The 22,951-nt window shown below is 39.6% G+C and carries 17 protein-coding genes; 9 read left to right on the top strand and 8 right to left on the bottom strand.

What is annotated here, in order from left to right; all coding sequences use genetic code 11:
- Nucleotides 1–106 precede the first annotated feature (106 nt).
- The 7 genes from AC0VYH_RS17110 to AC0VYH_RS17080 form a co-directional block, all read right to left on the bottom strand.
- Nucleotides 107–1,765 (bottom strand): M4 family metallopeptidase, encoded by a 1,659-nt coding sequence (locus AC0VYH_RS17110; RefSeq protein WP_475372797.1) that lies wholly within the window; start codon nucleotides 1,763–1,765, stop codon nucleotides 107–109.
- A gap of 371 nt (nucleotides 1,766–2,136) precedes the next feature.
- On the bottom strand, nucleotides 2,137–2,616 hold the full coding sequence (essA, locus tag AC0VYH_RS17105) for a type VII secretion protein EssA (protein ID WP_475365680.1): 480 nt from the start codon (nucleotides 2,614–2,616) through the stop codon (nucleotides 2,137–2,139).
- Nucleotides 2,606–5,653, bottom strand: coding sequence for a type VII secretion protein EsaA (esaA, locus tag AC0VYH_RS17100; protein ID WP_475372796.1), 3,048 nt, complete (start codon nucleotides 5,651–5,653; stop codon nucleotides 2,606–2,608). Before esaA ends, essA begins: the two co-directional genes overlap by 11 nt.
- Nucleotides 5,650–10,104 (bottom strand): type VII secretion protein EssC, encoded by a 4,455-nt coding sequence (gene essC / locus AC0VYH_RS17095; RefSeq protein ID WP_475372795.1) that lies wholly within the window; start codon nucleotides 10,102–10,104, stop codon nucleotides 5,650–5,652. Before essC ends, esaA begins: the two co-directional genes overlap by 4 nt.
- A gap of 15 nt (nucleotides 10,105–10,119) precedes the next feature.
- Entirely contained in the window at nucleotides 10,120–11,361 is a 1,242-nt protein-coding gene (gene essB, locus AC0VYH_RS17090; RefSeq protein WP_475365677.1) for a type VII secretion protein EssB, read from the bottom strand.
- Nucleotides 11,362–11,375: 14 nt separating this feature from the next.
- On the bottom strand, nucleotides 11,376–11,618 hold the full coding sequence (gene yukD, locus AC0VYH_RS17085) for an ESX secretion system protein YukD (RefSeq protein ID WP_194219139.1): 243 nt from the start codon (nucleotides 11,616–11,618) through the stop codon (nucleotides 11,376–11,378).
- Between the two features lie 56 nt (nucleotides 11,619–11,674).
- The gene (locus tag AC0VYH_RS17080) at nucleotides 11,675–11,968 is read right to left on the bottom strand and encodes a WXG100 family type VII secretion target (protein ID WP_194219140.1); all 294 of its coding nucleotides are present in this window, start codon (nucleotides 11,966–11,968) and stop codon (nucleotides 11,675–11,677) included.
- A 471-nt stretch (nucleotides 11,969–12,439) separates the two neighbouring features.
- On the opposite strand from AC0VYH_RS17080, the gene AC0VYH_RS17075 reads away from it, so the two are divergent.
- The 3 genes from AC0VYH_RS17075 (at nucleotide 12,440) to AC0VYH_RS17065 (ending at nucleotide 14,550) form a co-directional block, all read left to right on the top strand.
- Nucleotides 12,440–13,990: a sodium:solute symporter family protein gene (locus AC0VYH_RS17075; RefSeq protein ID WP_475372794.1), complete on the top strand. Its 1,551-nt coding sequence runs from the start codon at nucleotides 12,440–12,442 to the stop codon at nucleotides 13,988–13,990.
- Entirely contained in the window at nucleotides 13,971–14,201 is a 231-nt protein-coding gene (locus AC0VYH_RS17070) for a hypothetical protein (protein WP_224882615.1), read from the top strand. Before AC0VYH_RS17075 ends, AC0VYH_RS17070 begins: the two co-directional genes overlap by 20 nt.
- A gap of 190 nt (nucleotides 14,202–14,391) precedes the next feature.
- On the top strand, nucleotides 14,392–14,550 hold the full coding sequence (locus tag AC0VYH_RS17065) for a hypothetical protein (protein ID WP_475372793.1): 159 nt from the start codon (nucleotides 14,392–14,394) through the stop codon (nucleotides 14,548–14,550).
- A gap of 95 nt (nucleotides 14,551–14,645) precedes the next feature.
- Here AC0VYH_RS17065 and AC0VYH_RS17060 read toward each other — a convergent pair whose 3' ends face one another.
- Nucleotides 14,646–15,548, bottom strand: coding sequence for an EamA family transporter (locus AC0VYH_RS17060; RefSeq protein WP_475373800.1), 903 nt, complete (start codon nucleotides 15,546–15,548; stop codon nucleotides 14,646–14,648).
- A gap of 497 nt (nucleotides 15,549–16,045) precedes the next feature.
- On the opposite strand from AC0VYH_RS17060, the gene AC0VYH_RS17055 reads away from it, so the two are divergent.
- Genes AC0VYH_RS17055 through opp4C form a run of 6 tightly spaced genes read left to right on the top strand, consistent with a single transcriptional unit; the run spans nucleotide 16,046 to nucleotide 22,944 of the window.
- Complete coding sequence (locus AC0VYH_RS17055) at nucleotides 16,046–17,377, top strand: M20/M25/M40 family metallo-hydrolase (protein ID WP_475373799.1); 1,332 nt, start codon at nucleotides 16,046–16,048, stop codon at nucleotides 17,375–17,377.
- Nucleotides 17,358–18,560, top strand: coding sequence for a M24 family metallopeptidase (locus tag AC0VYH_RS17050; RefSeq protein ID WP_475372792.1), 1,203 nt, complete (start codon nucleotides 17,358–17,360; stop codon nucleotides 18,558–18,560). The genes AC0VYH_RS17055 and AC0VYH_RS17050 overlap by 20 nt, the downstream gene beginning before the upstream one ends.
- Nucleotides 18,561–18,574: 14 nt before the next feature.
- On the top strand, nucleotides 18,575–19,882 hold the full coding sequence (locus AC0VYH_RS17045) for a M20/M25/M40 family metallo-hydrolase (protein ID WP_224882758.1): 1,308 nt from the start codon (nucleotides 18,575–18,577) through the stop codon (nucleotides 19,880–19,882).
- Nucleotides 19,842–21,056: a M24 family metallopeptidase gene (locus tag AC0VYH_RS17040; RefSeq protein WP_224882618.1), complete on the top strand. Its 1,215-nt coding sequence runs from the start codon at nucleotides 19,842–19,844 to the stop codon at nucleotides 21,054–21,056. Before AC0VYH_RS17045 ends, AC0VYH_RS17040 begins: the two co-directional genes overlap by 41 nt.
- A complete protein-coding gene (locus AC0VYH_RS17035) occupies nucleotides 20,989–21,996 on the top strand; it encodes an ABC transporter permease (protein WP_425589679.1) in 1,008 nt (335 codons plus the stop codon). The genes AC0VYH_RS17040 and AC0VYH_RS17035 overlap by 68 nt, the downstream gene beginning before the upstream one ends.
- A gap of 27 nt (nucleotides 21,997–22,023) precedes the next feature.
- The gene (gene opp4C, locus AC0VYH_RS17030; protein WP_224882622.1) at nucleotides 22,024–22,944 is read left to right on the top strand and encodes an oligopeptide ABC transporter permease; all 921 of its coding nucleotides are present in this window, start codon (nucleotides 22,024–22,026) and stop codon (nucleotides 22,942–22,944) included.
- Nucleotides 22,945–22,951: the final 7 nt, after the last annotated feature.

The raw sequence follows: 22,951 nt of genomic DNA, 5'->3' as shown, positions 1-22,951 counted from the left end.
GAAACTATTTTTTATTGGATAATTCATTAATAGTCTCTAAACAAGATGAAAGAAATAGAAAAAGCATGAAGCCAGTTCGCTTCATGCTTATTTCTATTGATCTGTTTTACTCCATAATCCCTACCGAATCAAATCCACCTGCAGCAGCCACCACTTCAGCGCTACCTTCACCGTAAAGGTCAATAGCAGATTGCACGATAGCTTGTCGTGCATCACTAAAGTCAGAGTTAGCTGTAAGGTATTGAGTCAGAGCACGATAATAGATTTGCCCAAGCTTCTCACGGCCAATGTCTTGAGCGGTTAGGTAAGCGGCGTGATTAATAATTGAAGAGTTGATGTGAACACCGCCGTTATCTAAGTTAGCTGGAAGGTCGTAAAATTCATCCATATGGGATGGATACATTCCTTCACCGTTTCCATAAGCAACATAAGCAGCACCAACAGGGTATTTACTAGGATTACTTAAGCTTCTAAGAGAAGTGCGTCCATCTGCAACGGCAGCGGGTGCCATAATGTCTTCCCCGATCTCCCAGTCTGAGTCATCAATTAATGCGCCGAAAATATCCGAGAAGGATTCATTCAAAGCGCCGGATTGAAAACGATAGATGAGGTTAGCTGAATTAGATGTGACCCCGTGAGTCATTTCATGTGCTGCTACATCCAGGCTAGCAGCAAGAGGGATGAAGAATTCACCATCGCCATCTCCATATACCATGTAAGTCCCATTCCAGAAAGCATTGTTGTAATTATCTCCGTAATGAACGACTGATTGGATCTGCATGCCGTTATCATCGAGAGAGTTCCGTCCATGCTCACTTAAGTAATAGTCATACACTTGTTCCGAATTATAGTGAGCATCAACAGCAGGTTCTGCAAATTCAGATTTAAACGCCGCGCTTTTGTTTGAAAACAATTCAAGATAATTTTTTGAGTAATCATAGGTGATGATCCCATCTAATCCTTCGTGACTGTAATCAGCTAGTTGAAAAACGGTGCCTTCTTTTTCACCTTTGCTTTTTGTCACGTGGAGAAGACGATGATCGCCGAGTACCCCGGTACCAGTCCCGGTTTGGGTTTTAAAATGACCTGCGTCCATGATGGCGTTATATTGATCCACAACTTTACCAGACGTAGCATCAACAAAAACATACCAGTTACCAGGCTCATCACCTAAGAAGTTCACATTCACTTTGTAGGTGAGGTGATTTTTTCCTTCAAATGGATATACAACTAACTCGGATGTTGGAACTTGATCTAATGTAGAAGGAGCATGAGTAGAAGATTTTGCGACTTGCAATGCTTCTTCTGAAGAAAGGGTAGGTTTAGTATCGAGCTTACTTGCTTCGATATCTTCATTATAAGCTCCGTTTACGACAGTGATTTCATTATCCATATTGTAGTGAACAATAATCTCAGCCCCTTCGACGGGGACGCCGTTCTTTGTTTGATTAAACCTGACGTGAGTCATTCCAAGTTCATCCTTGGCGGAATTGTTCTTTTTTAGGTCTGCTTTTGGATTTTTGATATTAACTTTTTCTTTATTTTGTTGCAAGTAGTTTAGAGCATCTTCAGCAGAAGTAGAAGAACGTTTAACTGCTTGCTTCTCTTTCACGAATAGCGGAACGTTCGCTTTTTCGTTCCATTGCTTAACTATCTGGTTCTCCACTTGATGATCAGGCTGGACGGCTAGAACATTATTATAAGGGAGCGATGCAGTTATTAAGGCAGTCGTCATAACAAGGGGGGCAATAAACTTTTTTCTCAAATAAATTCCTCCTAATATGTAATCTATTTACAATTATAAGGTGGAATTGAACTTCTCTCATGAGGCCTTGTAATTATCTTAAAATATAGAATAGTTAGAAATAATGGTTATATAGAACTATTAATAAACGTTTAGCAACTTCATTAATCTCAATTTTTAAAGTGAAACGGGAATGGAGAAGTTTAAGTAGAAGGTTAAAAATAGGTAAAAAGTAGAAAGGATGTGAGTGGATGTTGTTTTCTCAAGAAAATGTTATTTACCACTAAAAAGTGAAAATGATTTTTCTGGTTCTATGGCGATTCCATCTATTAGATACTTGAAATTAAAAAGCTACGGTCCAGGAAATGGACCGTAGCTTTTTTGATGAGCGATTAGCTTTTCGAAGACGACAATCGATTATAAATCACTAACACCATGATTAGAACGATGAGGCACACACCAATTAAAATACCAATCAGTAGTTGAAAAGAGGATGACGTTGTTTCTGTATCTTCTTCGTTAATCGATTTAAAAGCTGCTGTCTCCGTCTCAGAGAAAAGGTTTAAATTCTCCGCTTTATCTTTAATTGTGCTATTTTCTTTACTCATGGAAAGAAATAATTCACTTAGGGTATTCTCAGGGTTAAAAACTTTTTTCTCGTTAAATGAAATCGTCTTCTGATCTTCAGAAATCTCTTCCATTTCCTTCGAGTTTGAAGAATCATGGATCAAGTCAGTGTTTTTCTTGAACTTGTTTTTTTGATATTCATTCGGTAATAACTCGTTTATGTCCGTATTTGCTTCTACTGCCACTGGAACAAGGTGACAGCAGAGAAAGATCGTTGTAATAAGACAGATAATTTTAGGCTTCATGAGCCTCATCCTCTTTAGTTTGTGTCCATGAGCGTTTGTTTAAAGCATATTGAATAATGATCAGGACAATTAAAATAGCGGTTAAAATCATCGCACCTTCAGTAAAGAGCGTTTGTGTACTGTTCTGTATAGACATATACACGCGAGACATTGGATCAGTAAAGCTAAAGTTCGGTGTCGAAAGTGCAAGTAAAGGTGTCACAAACAGGGCAACGAGGCCAACTGTGACTAGCCATCCTAATAAATGATGTCCCATAAAGGCAACGCGAATTAACGCTGCACAGCTTAATAAAAGTAAGATCGTAAAGATTGTCCATTCCATTGAACGATCGTTTCCTAAAGGGTAAATCGATAAGCTGTAGAGACTTATAACGAGACCAACGATACTTGTCAGCATTAAGAATAAGATACTTTGCAACCACCACGGACCATGTTGGAAGTAGTAGCTTGCATAACCAATCAATAAGCTGCTTAAGAGAATAATGAATAAAATCACAACAGGTGGAAGATTCGTATCTTTCTTATCTGTAAAGACGCTACCGGTGACGTCAATTGGAGTAGCTAGGAAATCATAGACGTAATCATTTGATCGACCATCTACAAACGCATTCCCCATGACGTTAAAGACATCATCACGAATCATAAGGGTTGAAGCAACATTCGTGTCCCACTTATTATTCAGTGTGTTAGCGTCTGTTTGCACTTCAGCCACTCGAGACTGGAGTTCATCAGTGTAGGTAAGAATTTCGGATTGGCTATCTTCAATTGAATCCACCCAATCATACAAAGAACCCATCTGACTTTTAACTTGATCATGATTGCTCATAACTTGCGTACCCTGCGTAGTTTCATCAGGGGTTTGTTGCTGAGCTTGTTGCATCTGGTTTAGAACGTTATCTGCTTCTTCTTCAATTCCATTCAAGCTTTCGAGTAACTTCGCTTGCTGTGTGTCGAGAACGTTTTTGTAGTCCGCTAAAAAGACAGTGAAATCATCTTGTAACGTCGTCAGGGCGTCGCTCGTTTTTGGTACTTGAGTTCCAACCGCGTCCCATTGGCCTTCTTCTTTGTTGGTTAGTTCTAACATGCTATTCACTTCTTCACGAAGGTCATTGTCCTGTAGAACGGTTTCTTTCACGTTGTTTTTAGAAAGCATACTATTTAGCGTTGCTTCATATCGATCCAGGTATGCATAGTACTGAAGAACATCCGTCAAATTCGTACCTTTGATCGGACGTTGGAAAAAGACGGATAGCGTATCTTTTCTAGCTTGTGATAGAGCAGGTGATGCTAGAATCGCATTTTCTTTTTCATTAATGCCGGATGAAATACGATAAATCTTATCAGATACCATTACTAGCAAGTCTTTTAACTCGGTATTTGACTCTTTTAATACATCAACCTGTTCCATTAACGTTTCTTTTTGAGAAGAGAGCGTTTCGTTTTCTTTTGTTAGCTTTTCAACTTCCTTTGTTAACTCTTCAATTTGTACAAGTAAACTTTTATTCTCTTCAGTTAGCGTATCGATAAGCTTCTTTAGCTCTTCCAATTCGCCGTCAAGTGGTTTGTCGCCGCCTTCTTTGGCTAAAAGTTGCTGCTCGGTTTGCTTTATCCGATCGTTGAGCGTTAATAACGTTGTCGATGCGGTTTGAAGATCTTCTACTTTTGGTTCCTCGAGCGCAATCAACGTTTCCTGTAGCGTCACAATTTCCTGTGCGATGGCTAACAACTCATTGCGTTCTGCACTTAAATCAACTGGAGTTGGACCATTTGTTTCTCCATCTTCATCGATCACAGGAGGCTCTTCATCCTGTAAGCTCTTTAGAAGTTTCGTAAGGTCTTCCATTGGATCTTCTTCTTCACCTGGCTCTTCCGGATCAACGGGTTCTTCTGGATCTTCAGGGACCTCAGGTAGTTCAGGGTCATCGGGAATGACAATCTCATCTCCATCACCGAGCTTATTACTAAGCGTGGCGATTTCTCCTTCTAGTTCATTTAAAACCATGGAGTCTTTTAGCTGCTGATAGTAATTAAGAATTCGCTCTTGTAGCGTATAGAAATCGTTAACCTGGCGCTCAACCTGGTCATACCGAAGTTCTTTTAAACCAGCAAACATTTCTTGCTGCTGCATCATCTGATTTTCTACCTGAGACATGTTTTCAAGAACGCTCTCAGATTTACCTTCGAACAATTCTTTGTTGTTCATAAACATCGGTTGAGGCATTTCAGTTGCCTGTGAAATCGAATCGACTGAATCAGCTTGAATTTGTTCAAGAACTTCTTGTTGTTTCTGCTGATACTCACGATAGTCATTCGTATAAGTAACAAAGTTTGCTAGATTTTCTTGAAAATCTTCCATCGTATTTGTTTGATCTGCTGCTCGTTCCTCAGCATTTTCTGACGTTGATTGAAGATTGGCAAGCATCGACACTTGCTGCTCCATTTGCTCAGCAAGGTCTTTGGAGCTTGGTGTATAGAAGGAGAGCATTGTTTGCTGGAATGCTTTCTCTTTCTCTACAATTTGATCAAACTCTTGTTGGATGTTGACGAGATCGTTTGATACATAGTTCCAATAAAGAGAAGACATCTTCGTATTAACGCGATTTGTTGCTTGCTCAAGTTCAAGCAAAACTTTCTCTTTATTGATGGCATTTAGTTGATTCTGAACCGTGTATTCTAGTTTTGTTTGTTCAGGTTGGTTTTCATCATAAGTTAGAATCTTCTCAGAGAATGTTGACGGGATGTACACTATGGCATCATACTTTTGATTGTTTAGTCCATTTTCTCCGGCACTACGTCCAACGACTTCCCAATTGTATTTTGATTCAGATTTAAGAATGGGAGGGACGTCATTTCCGAACTTCACTACTTCCTCGTCTTCTTCTGTTCCCGTATCTTCATTAATAACAGCGATGGTTTTCGTTGCGCTCTCTTTCTTCTTCATTGGATTTTCTCCAATGGAAGTAAAGTATATGAGTGGAAGAACTAAAATGATCGCTGTTACGAGAATGAGTTTAAGGATGCTTTTCTTCTCTTTCACGCATGTACCTTCCTTTCTATTTGGACAAGTGGAACCTGGATTTTTTGCGCTTGTTCGCTTTGAACGTAATAAGCAAATCCGGCTTTAATATCGGGTTCTTTCCGGTCAAAAGGTAGATTAATGAGCGTTTGATCGGATTTCTTCATTAATAGTATAATTTGACGAATTTGCTTTAATTCGACCGTAAGCGGATCGTATCCTTTCGTTAGTTCATTGCTACTGCCAGATGCGATAATACTTAAGCCGAGGTGGCTATAGTTTTTCATTAATGCGGTCATTCGATCCTGAAGGAGGTTTCCGAGAGTTTGGGAAAATCGTCCATATCCATCAATAAAGAGGAAAACTCTTGAGAATTCAGCAAGTGTTTGGCCATTATTCATACTCTCATGATAGGTGATTGCACGTGACTTGAATTCAGTTGTCACTTGTTCAATCCATTCTTCGATTTGTTCTTTTGTTTCTAAATAAGTCGTGTTTACTTCGTCTTTTAGATGAAAAAGTCCGCGATCGATTGAATCAAATATAGCAATATGATCACCTTCTTGCTGTAACGCTTGCTGCGTAAGAAGACGCATGATATTGGTTTTACCTTTCTGGGCCTGTCCAAGTACAAGACAATGGGAAGTCTGCGCAAAGGAAAGGAAAACAGGCTTAACTGTTTCTTCATGCAATCCAATCGGATAAGTTTTCTTTGATTCCGAAGCTGGAATGTACGTATGGAACGTCTTTAACGTAAGATCAGTCGGTAGCATTGGAATAGCTTCAGGCTTGCTCACATCACGGTATTTGTCTTGTAGCATTTGGACTTCTTCTTTCAATGAAGCTAGCTGTTCATAGTCATCTTCCCCTCTAGTTGGTAGCACTATTTGACCGAAGTGTGTTTTCTCCTTCTTCATTATGGCTCTACCCGGTACTGCTTCTGGAGCAAAGGGGATTCTTCCAAGAACGGTGTAAGCTTCTGAGTTATCTAATAAATAATGGACAATTTTTGTTTTAAGGTTATTCATCAGTGCCTGACGAACCGAGTTCAAACGCGTAGCGCTCAAGATCATATAAATACCGAGCGACTGTCCGTCTCGCGCAAACTGAGTGAAGATCGGATCAAGGTCCATCAGTTCTTCTTTTACGAGATCATAGTTATCGATCGTAATAAAGAGAAGAGGAAGAGGTTTGTCATTTAGACGATTGTACATCGTAATGGAGCTCACTTCTTCACGCTGAAAGAGTCGTTTACGCTTCGTAAATTCTTCCTGAATGAACTTCAACAATTTGTTTAGTTTGCGTTCCTCATCTATTAAGAAATAATCTCCCGTATGAGGCAAGTTCTTAATGGATAATAAACCACCGTTACCGAAATCAAGTATATAAAATTGCGCTTCTTCCGGCGTGTTTGTTGATGCGATGCTCATAAGTAACGTTAAGATGGTTTGCGTCTTCCCAAAACCTGATGAGCCAAATATGCCAACATTGCCATCCTTAATTAATTCATAATCGTATGGAGATTGTGCTTGTTTTTCAGGTTCATCCAGCAGGGCAAAGGCGATTTTCTTCTTATCTGATTCAAAATCATGACGATACAATCGCTTTTCGAGTGGTGGAAGCCATGGACTCGGCAATCTACTGAGTCCAAGTTCCTGCTGGACATCTACGATTTTATCTACAATTACTTCGATTTCACTTTGCTTCTTTTTCTTACTTTCTTTTGATGATGATAGCTCTGACAGAGGAACGAGACCAAGATCAGTAACTAAGGCAACCTCATCTTCCATATCGGAGGTGTCTTCCATATATGTCGCTCGGCTATAGGCCGATTGAAATAAATCGTACACCTCATTATTCCCAACCTGTAAGTATGCCCGACCTGTCACGGTTAGTGATGCAGCATCACCGTTCTTTAAAATTTCACGACTATCCTCTACGTTTTGTACTTTTAGAGCGACGCGGAAACGAGCGTTACTCCAGATCTGATTATCAATTACGCCACCAGGTTTTTGCGTGGCAAGAATGAGATGCACACCTAGACTTCGACCAATTCGTGCAGCACTGACAAGCTCTTTAATAAATTCTGGCTCTTCTGTTTTTAACTCAGCAAATTCATCAGAAATTAAAAAGAGATGAGGCATAGGTACAGCCGCTACGCCATTTTTATAAAGAACCGTATAGTCATTAATATGACTCACTTCATACTGATCAAAGATGGTTTGTCGTTTCTTTAACTCACTTTTTATGGAAGCGAGTGCTCGCGTACTGAAATTTTCGCTACCTTCTATATTTGTAATTGTCCCTAACAAGTGAGGGATTTGTTTAAATGGCTGTGCCATACCTCCACCTTTATAGTCAATTAACAGAAATGCCACTTCATGTGGATGGTAGTGGACGGCTAGCGAAAGAATATATGTTTGTAAAAATTCACTCTTCCCGGATCCAGTTGTACCAGCAAGTAATCCGTGGGGACCATGAGCTTTCTCATGAAGATTTAATTCCACAACATCCTGGCGCCCTTTAAGTCCCACTGGTGCTGCAAGTGATTTCGATGATTGATTCGTCACCCAATTATGTGAAACCGGTAATTCATCAATATCTTCCATATTCAACATTTGCAGGAAGGATACTTTCTCAGGAATGGAATTCGTTATGCCGCGCTGGTGATTCAGCGTGCGGAGCATTCGGGAAAACTGTTCATTACCACTTTGCTTGTGCTGATCAAGTTCGAATGAAATTTCGGCTGCTTTTTTCTCTTGAATGAGAATATCGCCTTCGCTCTTGTTAATATAGCGAATCAGCGTATGGATATTGTCTGATAGGCTCTCTTTAGCCTCTGCAACGAAAATAGTTGAAAGACCAAGATGTGTATGTTCACTTTCTAAGTACTCCAAAATGACATGGTCCGAGATTAAGTTGTGATTCGAAATAATAAACACATAATGTGGTGCGAATCGTAGCTTTTCTTTATCTTCTTCTAGATCCCGTTCTCGAATCATTTCATAGATCGAAGAGAGGAGCTGATCTCGCGTTTGCTCATTATAAATAAACCCTTTTGCAAATGATCCCGGCATTTGCAAGTGCGGTAACCATTTCATCCATTCCCATTCGGCGTATTCCTCTTCATTAAAGATGAAGACAAATCGGATGTCATGATAGCTATGGAAGAAGGCCAGCTGTCCAATGATTTGATGCAGTTCATTTTTAACAACTGCTTCTTTTCCGATAAGGCCAATTGCTCCCTGGAATAAGTCTGCGGTAATAGGAAGGGAGTGCAGTTCATTGTATACTCGCTTCAGGTTCTGGGATTCTTCTAATAGTTCATCCATTTCTCGTGTCGACATGTCAGCTGAATTAACGGATATTTTATAGCTTGCTGGTACCGTTCCCGTTCCTAAGCGAAATTGAAGGAAGTCAGGACTCTCTAGGCTACGTTCCCATAAACGGTCAGAAACCTGCTCGGTTAAGTATTTCATTCGCTCAAAGCTAGGGTAGTGGAACGTAAGAACTTTTCTCTGCTTTTGAGCCAATTCATGAAGTTCGTGTCGCTTATCCTCAAGGTATCTTTTATATATCCGTTTCTTACGTGCTTTTGATTTCTTTTGATGACTTTTATCTTTAAAATATTGCACTGTCGATGTAACGAGTGTTGTCGTAAACATAACAACAGAAATAAGAATGAAAATGCCTCTTGGAATAAGAATCGCTACTAACCCCATAACGATAAGCATCATTAATGGAGGAAGGATAATAATCCAAAGGCTTCGATTATTCCGATCAGATTCTTGAGTAGGGAAGGATAGATCAATCTTATTCTCAGGTAATTCATACATCATCCTCGGCGTACGACGATAGTTTGGGTATTTTTTCTTCATTTCAGATGACGGAATCGTGGCCTCTGGGAGAGAGGTTTCAAACGTCTCTGGACTTGTTACCTCAAGCATATCCTCAGCTATTAGTGTCAATGTCATCATCGGCAGGAAAATCATGTCACCGATTTGAAGTGGTGATTTACTATGTAAGAGCGAACCATTATGATAAACGGTTGTTTGACTAGTAGCTGTAATTGTCCAATGTTTCTTCTCACGGGTTAAAACAAGGCTAACTTTTTCAGGAAGAGCCCTCATTTGAATCTCTGATGAGGACCTCGAAATGGTTACTTCCTGCTGATCATCAATGTAGTAAATGTGCTTCTTCGCTTTAGGAGTTATCATGATGGCAACTTCTTCAGAACCTAATTCAAAAGTAGAGCGCTTATTGAGAGACAATGGAATACTCTCTTCATCATCTTTTTGCAAATGAAAGTTCTCGTTATGAAGCTGTACCGAGTAGACATGCTCGTCTGAATTGGACGAGGGTATAGTAAAAGTGTGATTGATACTAGTGCCAATTGTGATAGGGTGGTTTGACTGCTTATCAAGTTCAATCATTTGATACGTACCACGAAAGAACACCCATAATTGCTCCATTATTTCACCTCCGATCTATTTTTCTTCTTTTTTCTGGTCACCTTGTTGCTTCTCTTCATTTGTTGTTTCCTGCTGGGCTTCTTCCTCTTCTTGCTGCTGCTCTTCTATTTCTCTTTCGTATTCTTCAAATTCTTGCTCTAACTCATTGATCATCTGCTGCTTTTTCTCGCTTTCCAGATCTGAATCAGCTTTAACCTGTTCCTTGCGCTTCAAAATGCCATACATTAATAAGTCGCGATCTTCTAAATAACGTGCGATTTCAAGTGCTTGTTCCGCTTCTCCGCGTCCAATATGAATCCAATACTTATAATACCTTGGGTCAGATTGAAGGGAGATCGTATTACGCACACTTTCTTTTTGTTCATCTGTTAGAGATTCATTGATGATATAGGAGAGGGCTAGCTGATATTGCGTCACTTTTGGAATGTCGTCAATGTCATAAGATTGAAGCGAGTTCACAACCTCACTATACTCATTCGTTAAAAAGTTCTCCTGTGCCTGGACGATATTCTCCTGCTTTGGTTGGAGAAGAAACAAAGAGTAAAGAGAGTAGAGTAAAGCTGGTAGTAAGCAAATAGATACGCCAAGAAGGAAATAACGACTTGTTTTCCACTTCTTTTTATTCACTTTAATGAATTCAGATTCTTTCGTATGTAAGTGTTCAATTTGTGAATGAATGATTGGCTGAAGCTCATGAAGTGTTTTGGCTTGAAGCACTTGTTTTAGTTCAGATGACAGTGTGAGCGTGTCAGAATAATGTAGGTATTGTTCAAATGATTGCTCTGGATTCATCATAGCTGCAACTGTTGCTCGTGTTTCATCAAGAATACGTTCAGGATCTTCCTCATAAGGGGGAAGACTTTCCTTTACGCCGAAATGTAAAAAATGTGGCGTCAATCCCTGATCCAGCACAAGATTATCTGGACAAATAATTAAGTTAAGACGCTTGTAGCGGTGGTCCTTTACTTTTTGCACCAGTTGATAGGCACTTGTGAGACGATCGCTTTCAGTCATTTCCTTAAGCTTCGCTGGAAGAGCGATAATGGAAGGTGAAAGTTTGTGCTGGATGCTTACCTCATCCTCATTCATTTCAATTGTTTTCGGGATCCCGGTATGGATCTCGCTTAGGAAATGAACTTCTGACAATTCATCGAATTTGATTTTCTCTTTCTGAAACAGAAAGGTAATGACATCTTTTTCGCTAATAATTTTTGCATCTATTTGTGTTTCAAGATAGGGTTTCACTTGATTCGACATGGTTGTGATCTCCTTCAAAGTATTTCAATTCGATCTCCTGTCATAATCCCAGCATCAATTAATCTCTCATTAGCGGCTACTACCTTATGCTTATTCACTAGCCTAACCCACCCCGTTTGATCTGGAGGAGTTTGGATTTGTTCCGTTTGGCACACTATTTCAATGAGTTTCTTGACTGAATGATAGTTTGATAGTCTGAGGTCAATAAAGCGACCTTTTTTGTAATGATGGAGATCGACCGTTACTTCAATGTACATATAGTTCACCTCATAAGGAAGGAGCGCCTAAGCGCTCCCGATCAATTCTTTATCGCTTATCCGCGAATTTGATTAGCAATTTGTGCGTCAGCATCTTCAAGAGATTTCGCAGTGCTTGCTAGTTGTGTTGAGATATCAGCGAGGAGACGTTGCATGTCTACGAAAGATGGACGAAGAGACTGATATTGATCACTAAAAGCTTGGCTTGCAGCACCTTCCCACATACCTTCTAACTCAGCAATCATTTTGTCTAAATTACCAATTTGTTCCTCTACTTTACTTTCTTCTGTTTGATAGCGTTGAGACATCGTAATAAGTTCTTCCGGTGTTACGCGAATTTGACCTGCCATTCAAAATCACTCCTCTTAAATTAGTAATGTGTGCATTATTCCTACAGAACTGCATCAGTCTTTCTTATATATAATTAGCATAATTTGTAATAACTTGATAGGTTTAATACACACATCGGCAAAAAATGTAACTTATATACTATGACATAATACCCCTTAATTTCCAGTTAATAAACAAAAAAAATGAAAAAATATGGAATTGTAATAAAATAAATGGAATTTTTGAGTGTTATTCCTAAGTATGAAATAGCTTTCCAGTATAATTTGACCGTTATCAGTCTAGCACTTGTTCAAAATTGGTTGATTAGTCAAACTGATCTTGAAGGAATATCTAACAGGTTAACGATGTTAGGAAAAATGACATAGGTAATTTTGATTGATGAAACTTTGTTACATAATTTAACAAATCAGTTGAAGCGGTGAATGTAATGCTTTAACGTATTGCGTAATTCAACGATTTGGAGGAATCATATGTTATCATCCAGTGTTGGTTATCTGTTGCTTTTAGTCTTTGGAGTGTTTTTTACAGGTCTTACGTTTTTCATGCAGCGAAGACGAAAACAGGCGATGACGGCGGAGCAGTATAGTACCGCTGGTCGTAGCGTAGGTGTAGGGTTAACGAGCGCGTCAATTATTGCAGCATGGACGTGGGCGGCTACCTTAATGATGTCCTCTTCGACTGGGTATCAGTACGGGATAAGCGGACCATATTGGTATGCTGCTGGTGCTTGTATTCAAGTGTTGCTGTTTGCGATTGTAGCCATACAATTGAAGCGTAGGGCACCAAATGCGCATACGTTTCTTGAATTTATCGGTCAGCGTTTTGATAAGAAAAATCACCGACTGATTATGGTCTTTGCTCTTATGACCAACATTTTAGTCACAGCAATGGTTATTCTCGGCGGAGCCATTGCTCTAAATTCCCTAACAGGTATGAATTTGTTTGTAGCAGCCTTTCTCATCCCCCTTACCTTCACGATCTACACCATGATTGGCGGATTAAAAGCTTCCTTTGTCGCTGATTACTTCAATACGATTATGATCTTTTTAATTCTTACCATTTTCGCGGTAGCGATCTACATGAAATTTGGAACAACCCCCATCTATGAAGGACTTCAAGATCTTCCATCTTCTACATCAATGCTTACGATGGCTTCTATTCCAGGACTCTTTTTCGGTATGATTAATATTATTGGTAACTTCGGTGCCGTTTTCGTTGATCAGGCCTACTGGCAGCGAGCAATTGCTAGTAAAGATAGTGCAACTTCACGAGCATACATATATGGAGGAATTGCCTGGTTTTCTATTCCTTTTGCGATTGCCACTTTCCTAGGTGTAAGTGCAGCTGGTCTTGGCGTGCCGATTAGTACTCCAGATTCTGTTGCGCCTGAAATGGCTTCCTATCTTCTTGGTAGTGTAGGGTCAATCCTTTTTCTCGCAATGCTATTTATGGCCGTAATGTCGACTGGAGCAGCAGAATTAACAGCTATTACGAATATTGTCGTAACAGACATTTATCGTCATTCGATCAATCCAAAAGCAAGCAGCCAAAAATTACTCAAAGTATCCCGAAAAGTAACGTTAAGCTTTGGACTAATGATGGGGCTTCTGTCTATTCTCCTTTTCTATGTAGGGATAAGTTTAGGGTTTGTGTATATGGCAATGGGCATCTTCGTAAGTGGAGCCGTTATTCCAGTAACGTTAGGATTATTGTGGAGAAAAGCGACGAATGAAGGAACATTTTATGGGGCATTGTCTGGATTTATTCTTGGAGTAACAGCTTGGATTACGTCCGCATATGTAATGTTTGGAGAAGTGAGTGGTGGTTCGCTCGGACAGCTTGAATCGATGTTCTTCGGGAATATTACCGTGTTTATCGTAAGTGGTGTTATTTCTGTTGGTCACGGACTAATGGCTAATCAAGAATTTGATTTTGATACATTGAAAGATAAATTCAAAAGCTTTGATGACGAAGAATTTGAAGAAGAGGAGGAGATTCGACTTGAACGAGCAGCTCGATAAAGATGCGAAACTTTGCGTAAGGTGGGCCATAGGGTTAACCGCTGTTTTCATCATCATCTTCCCAGGAATTATGTTCATCACTGGCTATGAATACAGTTTAAGTTTCTTTAAAGGATGGACGTATGTATCACTAGGGTGGCTCATTATCGCAGGACTGTTTATTGCCATTCGGCCAATTGTGGAAATGATAAATGAAGGAAAAGAGTCTTAAGGTTTTAGATAAATAAATTAGATGAACGAATAGTCGTGTTTAATAACAAGTACTCCCATGTGTTACTTGGTGAATGCTTTTTCTTTTTGCTCAAGGCGCAAAGAAATGGTTATTTTTCATAAACCTTCTGAATTAAGATACGTGCTTTTTTCAGCGTGCAGTACCAAATGAAGTTGGAAGCTTTAAGTCTATGAAGGAAAAACCTTCTCCTCTTTTTGTAAAGAATCACATTGCTTATTGGGTTACGGTTGCAAAAATTGTTTTTACCGATCCACAAGATATGAGCGTTAGTCACGTTGAGAAAATATTCGAAACGTGGAACGGAGCGGTCTCCACTTTTGTATCATGATGGTTCGTTTGATATGAATGTTGGACCGATTGAATTCAAATATAAGAGTAAAGCAAAAACACCTCATCAAATTTAATTTGGATGAGGTGTTTTCATTATTGTTGCTCCACTATTTTTCTTCGACTAATGCTTATATGTTCACTGAAAAGAGTAGGCAGCGTCATGCCAATGATAATAATCACAATACCTGCAACTTGCAGAACCGATACTGTTTCACTTAATAAGATGACGGAAACCATGACAGCGATCGGAAGTTCAATCGCACTAAGAATGGAGGATTTCCCAAGGCCGACCTTTGGAATCGCGATGGAAAATAGGAAAACAGGAATGATCATTCCAAATAAGCCAAGTGCAATTCCGTAGACCCATAGTCCTTCTGTGAGCAATGTACCATTCCAAATAATTTCAGGAGATTGAAAAACCGCTGACATCAAGAACGCAAAAAAGGACACGATGACTAATCGGTTTGATGTATTCATTTTGGCGTTTGCTTTCCCATTGAAATAGAGGAAGAGTGAATAACAAAGTGCTGCTCCAAGCCCCCATAACCAGCCTTGCAAAGGGATGTTTGATAAGTCAGCATCAATGAGTCCTGCAGCAGGAATCGTTCCGCCAATTAAGATAATAAGTGAAAGTATTTCCATTCGTGTTGGAAGCTGGCGTTTTGAAATACTTGAGATTAGCATGCCAATCCATGTGAATTGAAAGAGCAAGACGACAGCTAGGGATGCTGGTAAATAATTTAATGATTGTCCATAGAGAATATTCGTTAAGCCTGTAAAAATCCCCGCGAAAATAAGGATTTTAATTCCAGAGAAACTTAGCTTTTGTCGATTAGTGATGAGAAAGATTAGCACGGCAATCAAAAAGCCGATAAAGAATTGACTCGTAACAGCTTCAGATGCTGTAAAGCCACTACCTATTGCTAATTTAATGATGGTTGAAACAACACCGTAACTGCTAGCCCCGATAATGACGAGCAACGGATATAAATACATTTTCATTGAACAATTGCCTCCAGTTAAGCTCTAGCTTTATAGTATCTCGATGAAAGCGCTTTTGATTTGAAAAACACAAATTCAAATATAGCTTAGATAGGATGAATAAAGCAATGGTTAATTGAGGAAAAGTGCCTGTCACCACCCGAATAATGCTCTTTTTTGTCTAATCGAAAGAGGTAACTTAATACTTTTATCAAATGAAACAGTTTAAAGCGAAAAATATTTTGATGATTTTTAATAAATCATAAATGAAAAAAGTTGGACTATGTGAGTTCCAACCTCTAAAGAAGTTTTCTGCTTTGTAGCAGTTATTTATGTAGCTATTCTATGTTAATAAACTAGCGCACAACTGATCTCAGAGACTTTCCCAATCAAAGGATATGTTCGTTCGGGATTAATTGTTAGAAAATTTAGATTTTGTAAACTACTTTACATTAAAGTAAAAAATCAAATTATATAATAAATAAAAAGTAAGTGGTACTCAAAAGGTGGGGATGAGCCTGGGGGATTGGAATGTCGTCAAAGAAGAAGCTACTTTTTATTTAAGTAAATTGATTCAAATCGAAACAACAACGAAGCTTCAAAATGAAATGGATGCTATTCTCTATTTAGCAAAAATCGCCGAAGAAAATGGTCTTCAAACTTCAATTCAGAAGACGGCAGCAAATAGAGGAAATATCATTATATCTCTAAAAAAAGAATATGAGTCGCCTGTGGTTTTATTGTCTCATGTAGATGTCGTTCCAGCGAATGCAGAAGATTGGAAGGTTCCTCCGTTTAATGGAGAAGTTGTAAATGAAGAGATATGGGGAAGAGGAACCATCGATACGAAGCAACTTACGATAACACATTTAATGGTACTTATTCTATTAAAACGAAATGGTATTGATCTTAAGCGAGATATTGTGATGGTAGCTACTTCGGACGAGGAGAGTGGAAGTCGTTATGGTCTTCTCCCATTTATACAAGAGAATCCAGGCTTTTTTAATCAAACAACAGTCTTTAATGAAGGGGGAGGATTCCCAATCCTCATAGGTGACAGAGCATATTACTTATGTGAGACAGGGCAAAAAGGTCGTGCCATCGTTAAAATAAACGCAAAAGGTCAAACCCCAAGCAATTCCTATTTACCCGATCAGTCAAGTCTACAAACCATATTGCAAGTGATACAAAAATTAAAGCATATCAAACTAAATGATACCATTCCTTCTTCTACAAAAACGTTGTTTGAAACAATCGCTTCAGAATATGGACATTCTTTCTCTGAGTTACAACTTGATGATTTTCTCGAATTGGTGCCAGAATATCAATCACTACTTCGGGCAATGGCTTCAACTACTGTTACTGTAACAAAATGGAATGGGGGAAGAAAGCATCCTATCCTTCGAGGAGAGTATGAACTTCATTTAGATTGTCGACCTGTTCCTTCAATCTCTAGAAGTGAATTTGAGAATTGGCTCAACACGATTCTAGACGGATTACCTGTTGAATGCAGCATTGAATCGTATACCGAAGGATTTGAAACGACCTTAAACCAGTCACATCTTGCATTATTTGAAAAAGAATTAAAAAAAGAGGTTCCTCATGCAAAAGTAGTACCGTTTCTATCTATAGGAGGTAGTGACTCAAAGCATGTTGTATCCTATGCTTCTCATATTTACGGTTACTGTCCGATGTTACCTGATATGACATTTGATCGAGTAATTAAAATGGTACATGGGGTGGATGAACGGATCCCATTGAATTCTTTTATTTTGGGGATCAAGAACTTGTACAGATTGTTAGTTGGAATAGGGGGTGAGGAAGATGAAAGCAATGGTACCTGATATCACATTTGAAAAAGCAGATCAGGCTGTTCAACTAATGAAGCAGAATGGAATTGATTCGTGGCTCATTCTGACGAGAGAAGGCTCAGATCCAGCTCTCCCTTTATTAGTAGGCATCCGCTCTGTTCATATGGCAGCTATTTTCCTAAGAAGTAATGGAGAACATTTGGCATTAACCTCTGTTAGCGATCGAGGAAGCTATGAAGCGATCGGCTTATTTCATAGAATTCTTACTTATGAAGCTAGTATGGAAGAATCGTTTCTAAATATTTTTAACCAGCTAAATCCTCAGAAAGTAGCTTTAAATATATCTGAATCCGATCATTTATGTGATGGATTAACTCAAGGGATGTACCTTTGGTTAGAAAAAGTTCTTGGCAGGAATCGATTACAACAGATTGAGACGAGCAGTGAAAGGCTCTTGAAGAAGCTACGTAGTATCAAAACTCATTCTGAAATTGAGCAGATACAACAAGCGATTACGATGACGACAGAAATCTATCAGGTAGTCTTTGGTCAGATAGTTTGCGGGATGACGGAAATTGAAATAGGGGATCTTTTTGTTCAAGAAATGAAGAGGAGGGGCGCTTCGAATGGTCTCGGCCATCCGCATGATCCTCCTCTCGTTTGTATCGTTCGAAAAGGATTAGCCCATCGCAAACCAGCGAGTCATGTAACGAAGCCTGGCGATCTACTTATTATTGATTTTAGTCTGAAATTAAATGACTATGTATCAGATATTGCGAGAACTTGCTATTTCCTACCGGAACAAGAAACGTATCCGCCTGTTGAAGTTCAGCATGCATTCAATACGGCTATTGCGGCTATTGATGCTTCTATCGAATCGTTGTTACCTAACAAGGCGGGATTCGAGGTAGATGCAGCTGGCAGAAAAGTGATAGAAGAAGCCGGATATCCAACGATTCGTCATTCGGTCGGTCATCAGGTAGGAAGAGAAACACATGATGGAGGGACGATTCTCGGGCCAAAACGTATACCGATTAGACCAGAGGTTGAAGGAGTTATTGCTGCTGGCGAAATTTACGCTATTGAACCAACCGTTATTCAGGACAACGGTCTTCCTTGTATCCTTGTAGAAGAGAATGTTCTGGTAACGGAGCAAGGGCCACTTATTCTAAGTGAAAGGCAAACTGAACTTGTCATAATCGAGTCAGGCAGGTGAACGCTTTGAATCTTATGGGAAAAGCAGAACTGTGGCTAAGAAATTTAATTAAAATCGATACAACAAATGAAAAGCAAAGTGAAATCCTAGCGGCTACTTATCTCAAAGAAGAATTAGCAAAAGAAAACATTGATTCTACTATCTTGTTCAGTACAGCTAATCGCGCCTCTATTGTGGCTAAGTTACATGGGTGTGGAAAGAAAGAAGAGCCCCTTGTCCTCCTTTCTCATCTTGACGTTGTAGCCGCCAATGAACAGGAATGGTCTTATCCTCCTTTTAGCGCTGCCGTTGCAGGTGAAGCTATTTGGGGGAGAGGGACTCTTGATACGAAACAGTTAACCGTTATGCATTTGATCGCCTTTATATCATTAAAAAGGAAGGGGTTCCTACTAAATCGAGATATCTATTTCGTTTCGACAGCGGATGAAGAAAATGGAAGTGCGGAGGGTATGTCCTATTTAGCGAAAACTCATCCGGAAATTTTTAATGGAGCAACGGTTCTAAGTGAGGGCGGAGGTTTTACTGTTGAAGGAGTTGATCAATGCTACATGCTGTATGCCTGTGGTGAAAAAGGTACAGCTAGAGTGAAATTAACTGCCACTGGTGAAGGTGGGCATGCGGGTAGTCCACCAGTAAATCAAGCGATCGATCATCTAACACATGTGTTAAGTCTTCTTCAAGAAACGGGATTTGCCTCCTCGACCTATAACGTTGAAAAGTTTTTTAAGCTACGCATAAAAGAACAGAAGCTTATAAATGATCAGCTTAGTTTTGTTCGTCAATTACGTGAGTACATGTCGCAACTCACTTATACAGTTGAACATATTAGCATAGGGGAACAGCTAAATGTTGTTCCTTATAAAGCAGAGGCTATCATTGAATTTAGACTTCTTCCATATCAAACTGAAAAGCAATTTGTGGAGCAGATCATTCCGCTCCTTGCTCGTAAGGAAGTAGGAGTCGAGATTCTTTCTTTTGAACAAGGTTATGAAAGTGATGCGCTTAGTGAAATGGTTCAATTGTTCAAAAAGTTTTCGTTTCGTGAGAGTCGAAGTATGGAGTGGGTCCCATTTACGGCGCTTGGTAAAACTGATGGTCGATTTATAGGTCAGAATGCTAGAAATATCTATGGCTTATCCCCAACGCTCACGCCTTTTACGGAGGTACTCAAAAGGGTTCATCAGGTAGATGAACGAATTGAGATCGATTCATTTCAATATGGCGTAGAGATGATGAGAAATGTTGTTCAAGAATACTGCATGATGAAAGGAGGGGGCGAAGTTGTATCAAGTTCAACAAGAGAAAATGAATCAAGTGATTGACCATCTTCAGCAATTGGATATAGACGCATGGCTTATCTATACATCAGAAGGCAGTGATCCATGCATTCCCCTTGTAACTGGAGTAGGAACTGTTGGTCCAGGGGTCTTTATGGTTACGAAAGATCGTCAGAAATTTGCACTATGTAGTAGTATTGATGCTCAAGATATTGAGGAATCCAGACTTTTCGATAAGGTGTACAAGCATGATGGTAATTTAGCTGGCCTTTTAACAGGTGTGATATCAGAAATGAAACCTAATAAGATTGCCTTGAATTTCTCAGTTGAGGAACACCTTGCCGATGGGTTAACCGCTGGGAGATACCGCTGGCTCACTAGAACCCTATGTGAAGTTTTTAAAGGAGAGATTGTATCATCTGAAACATTCTTATCCTCCATTCGAAGTATTAAAACAAAGACCGAAATCAATAGAATTGAACAGGCGATTAACATAACCGAGGAAATTTACAGTACCGTCTTCCAAAGAATGAAAATTGGAATGTCAGAGAGAGCGCTTGGGAAGCTTTTTGTGGAAGAAATGGAAAAGCGTCATGTTGTAAACGGTATTGATCGTAAGCTTTCTATGCCAATCGTTTTAAAAGAGAACGTTGCACACAGAGAGCCTGGAGAGGCAGTGGTAAAGGGCGGTGATCTTGTTATTTTCGATTTTAGTGTGGATGTGGAAGGATACGTCTCTGATATTGCCCGAACCGTTTATTTTCTGAAAGAAGGAGAAAGTGAACCACCAGATCATATTCATCAAGCATTTCAATCTGTCCATGAAGCAATTTCGATGGCTGGGGCAGCGATTAAACCAGGTGCAAAAGGTTATGAAGTTGATGATGCAGCGAGAAGGTTTTACTTGTCGCAGGGATTTCCAGAAATCTCCCATGCTACAGGACATCAAATAGGAAGAGATGTGCACGACGGTGGCATACTTCTTGGACCGAAATGGGAACGGTATGGGGCAGCACCACTTGGAGAAGTGAAAGAAGGAATGGTTTTTACGATAGAACCTACTCTTTTCTTAGATAATGGCATCCATTTTATCGTTGAAGAGAATGTTGTTGTCACATCTGAAGGGATTCGTTACTTGACGACTAGGCAGAATGAACTCATTCTCATTCCATTCAGCAAAGAACGGGAGGAGAAGGAAGTTGAAAAAGTATCTGATTAAAAGGCTACTCCAATCTATTCCAATTTTAATTGGTATTACAATTATGACCTTCGCCATCATGCAACTTGCCCCGGGTAATCCCATGCAAACAATGATTGACCCTAAAATATCCGCTGAAGAAATGCAGCGCGCTCAAGAAAATCTCGGTATGAACGATTCGCTACCTGTGCAATATGTCACGTGGCTAAAGGAAATTGCGCAGGGGAACTTCGGTTATACAGTGAAGACGGGTCAATCTGTCGGAGGGCTTATTGTTGAAAGGCTACCAGCTACACTACTATTAACGGGAACAGCTTTCATCATGGCATTTGCAATCGGTGTGCCACTCGGCGTTTATTCTGCAACACATCGCTACAAGCTACCAGATTATGTGCTAACCGTTATTTCATTCGTAGGTATTTCCATACCATCCTTCTTTTTTGGATTAGCATTAATCTTTATTTTTGCATTAAAGTTAGGTTGGCTTCCAACTTCAGGAATGATCACGGTTGGAGCAGATTATAGTGGATTTCAATTGTTTGTAGATTACCTCAAGCATGTTACGCTACCTGCCATCGTTCTAGCACTTCCAACAATAGCGGTTGTGATGAGGTTTACAAGGTCCAGTATGCTTGAAGTTCTCAATCAAGATTTCATTCGCACAGCTGATTCGAAAGGATTAAGTAAAAAGGTTGTTTATTTAAAACACGGACTGAGAAACGCTTTAATTCCTGTCATTACGATATTTGGTCTTTCCATCCCATTTCTATTTGGAGGAGCTTACATTACTGAACATATTTTTAACTGGCCAGGGATGGGGAGTCTCGGTATCCAATCGATTGTAGCTCGAGAATATCCAGTTATTATGGCATTGAATCTCTTTACTTCGATCCTAGTTATGTCAGGAAACCTACTAGCAGATGTGATGTATGCATGGGCAGACCCGAGAATTAGATACTGAAAGTAGTTAATGGAAAGGGGGAGTGAGATGAATGGCAGCTTAGAAGTTTCTGAAGAGAAGATCATTGTTCAGACAGAGGAAAGTAAAAGTTGGCGAGATAATGCAGCTTGGAAGCGATTTAAGAAGAACCGACTTGCCTTAATCGGTGCTGTTATTCTCATGGTGTTGTTACTGGCATCGATCATGGCACCTGTTCTTGCACCTTATAGTCCCTATGACTCTATCAAAAGTGAAGCAGGTACATTAGATGTTCTTGCACCTCCAGGAAGCGAACATATTTTAGGAACCGATAGTCTTGGAAGAGATATGCTTTCACGCATTATATACGGTGGTAGAGTCTCATTAAGCGTTGCATTTGTAGCCGTGATGATTGCAACTGTCACTGGTGTTCTTCTCGGAGTCATTGCAGGTTATTACGGTAGATGGATAGATACGATTATTATGCGTATTACCGATGTTGTGATTTGTTTCCCTGTTTTGTTTCTAGCTATTACGGTTGCAACAATTTTAAAACCTAACCTATTTAATGTCATGCTTATTATCGGCCTCGTTAGCTGGACAACCATGACCAGGCTAGTACGAGGTGAAGTTTTAAGACTAAGAGAGATGGACTACATCGAAGCAACGCGAGCAATGGGACAGCGAGACTTCATTATCATTATGAAGCATATATTGCCGAATATCATGGCACCGATCGTTGTGCAGGGGACGTTGCAAACTGCAGAAGCGATCTTAACAGAATCAGCCTTAAGCTTTCTAGGCGTTGGTGTTCAACAACCTGTTCCAAGCTGGGGTAATATGCTGAATGAAGCCACTTCTATTATGGTATTACAATTCAAGCCGTGGGTATGGATGCCGGCTGGATTTGCGATATTGATTACAATTTTATGTATTAACTTTGTTGGTGACGGTCTTCGAGATGCTTTAGATCCAAAAATGAAAAATTAAAAGGGGC

It is taken from the genome of Anaerobacillus sp. QJM3NY_32, from assembly GCF_056173645.1.
This window is presented reverse-complemented; position numbering and strand designations above follow the sequence as displayed.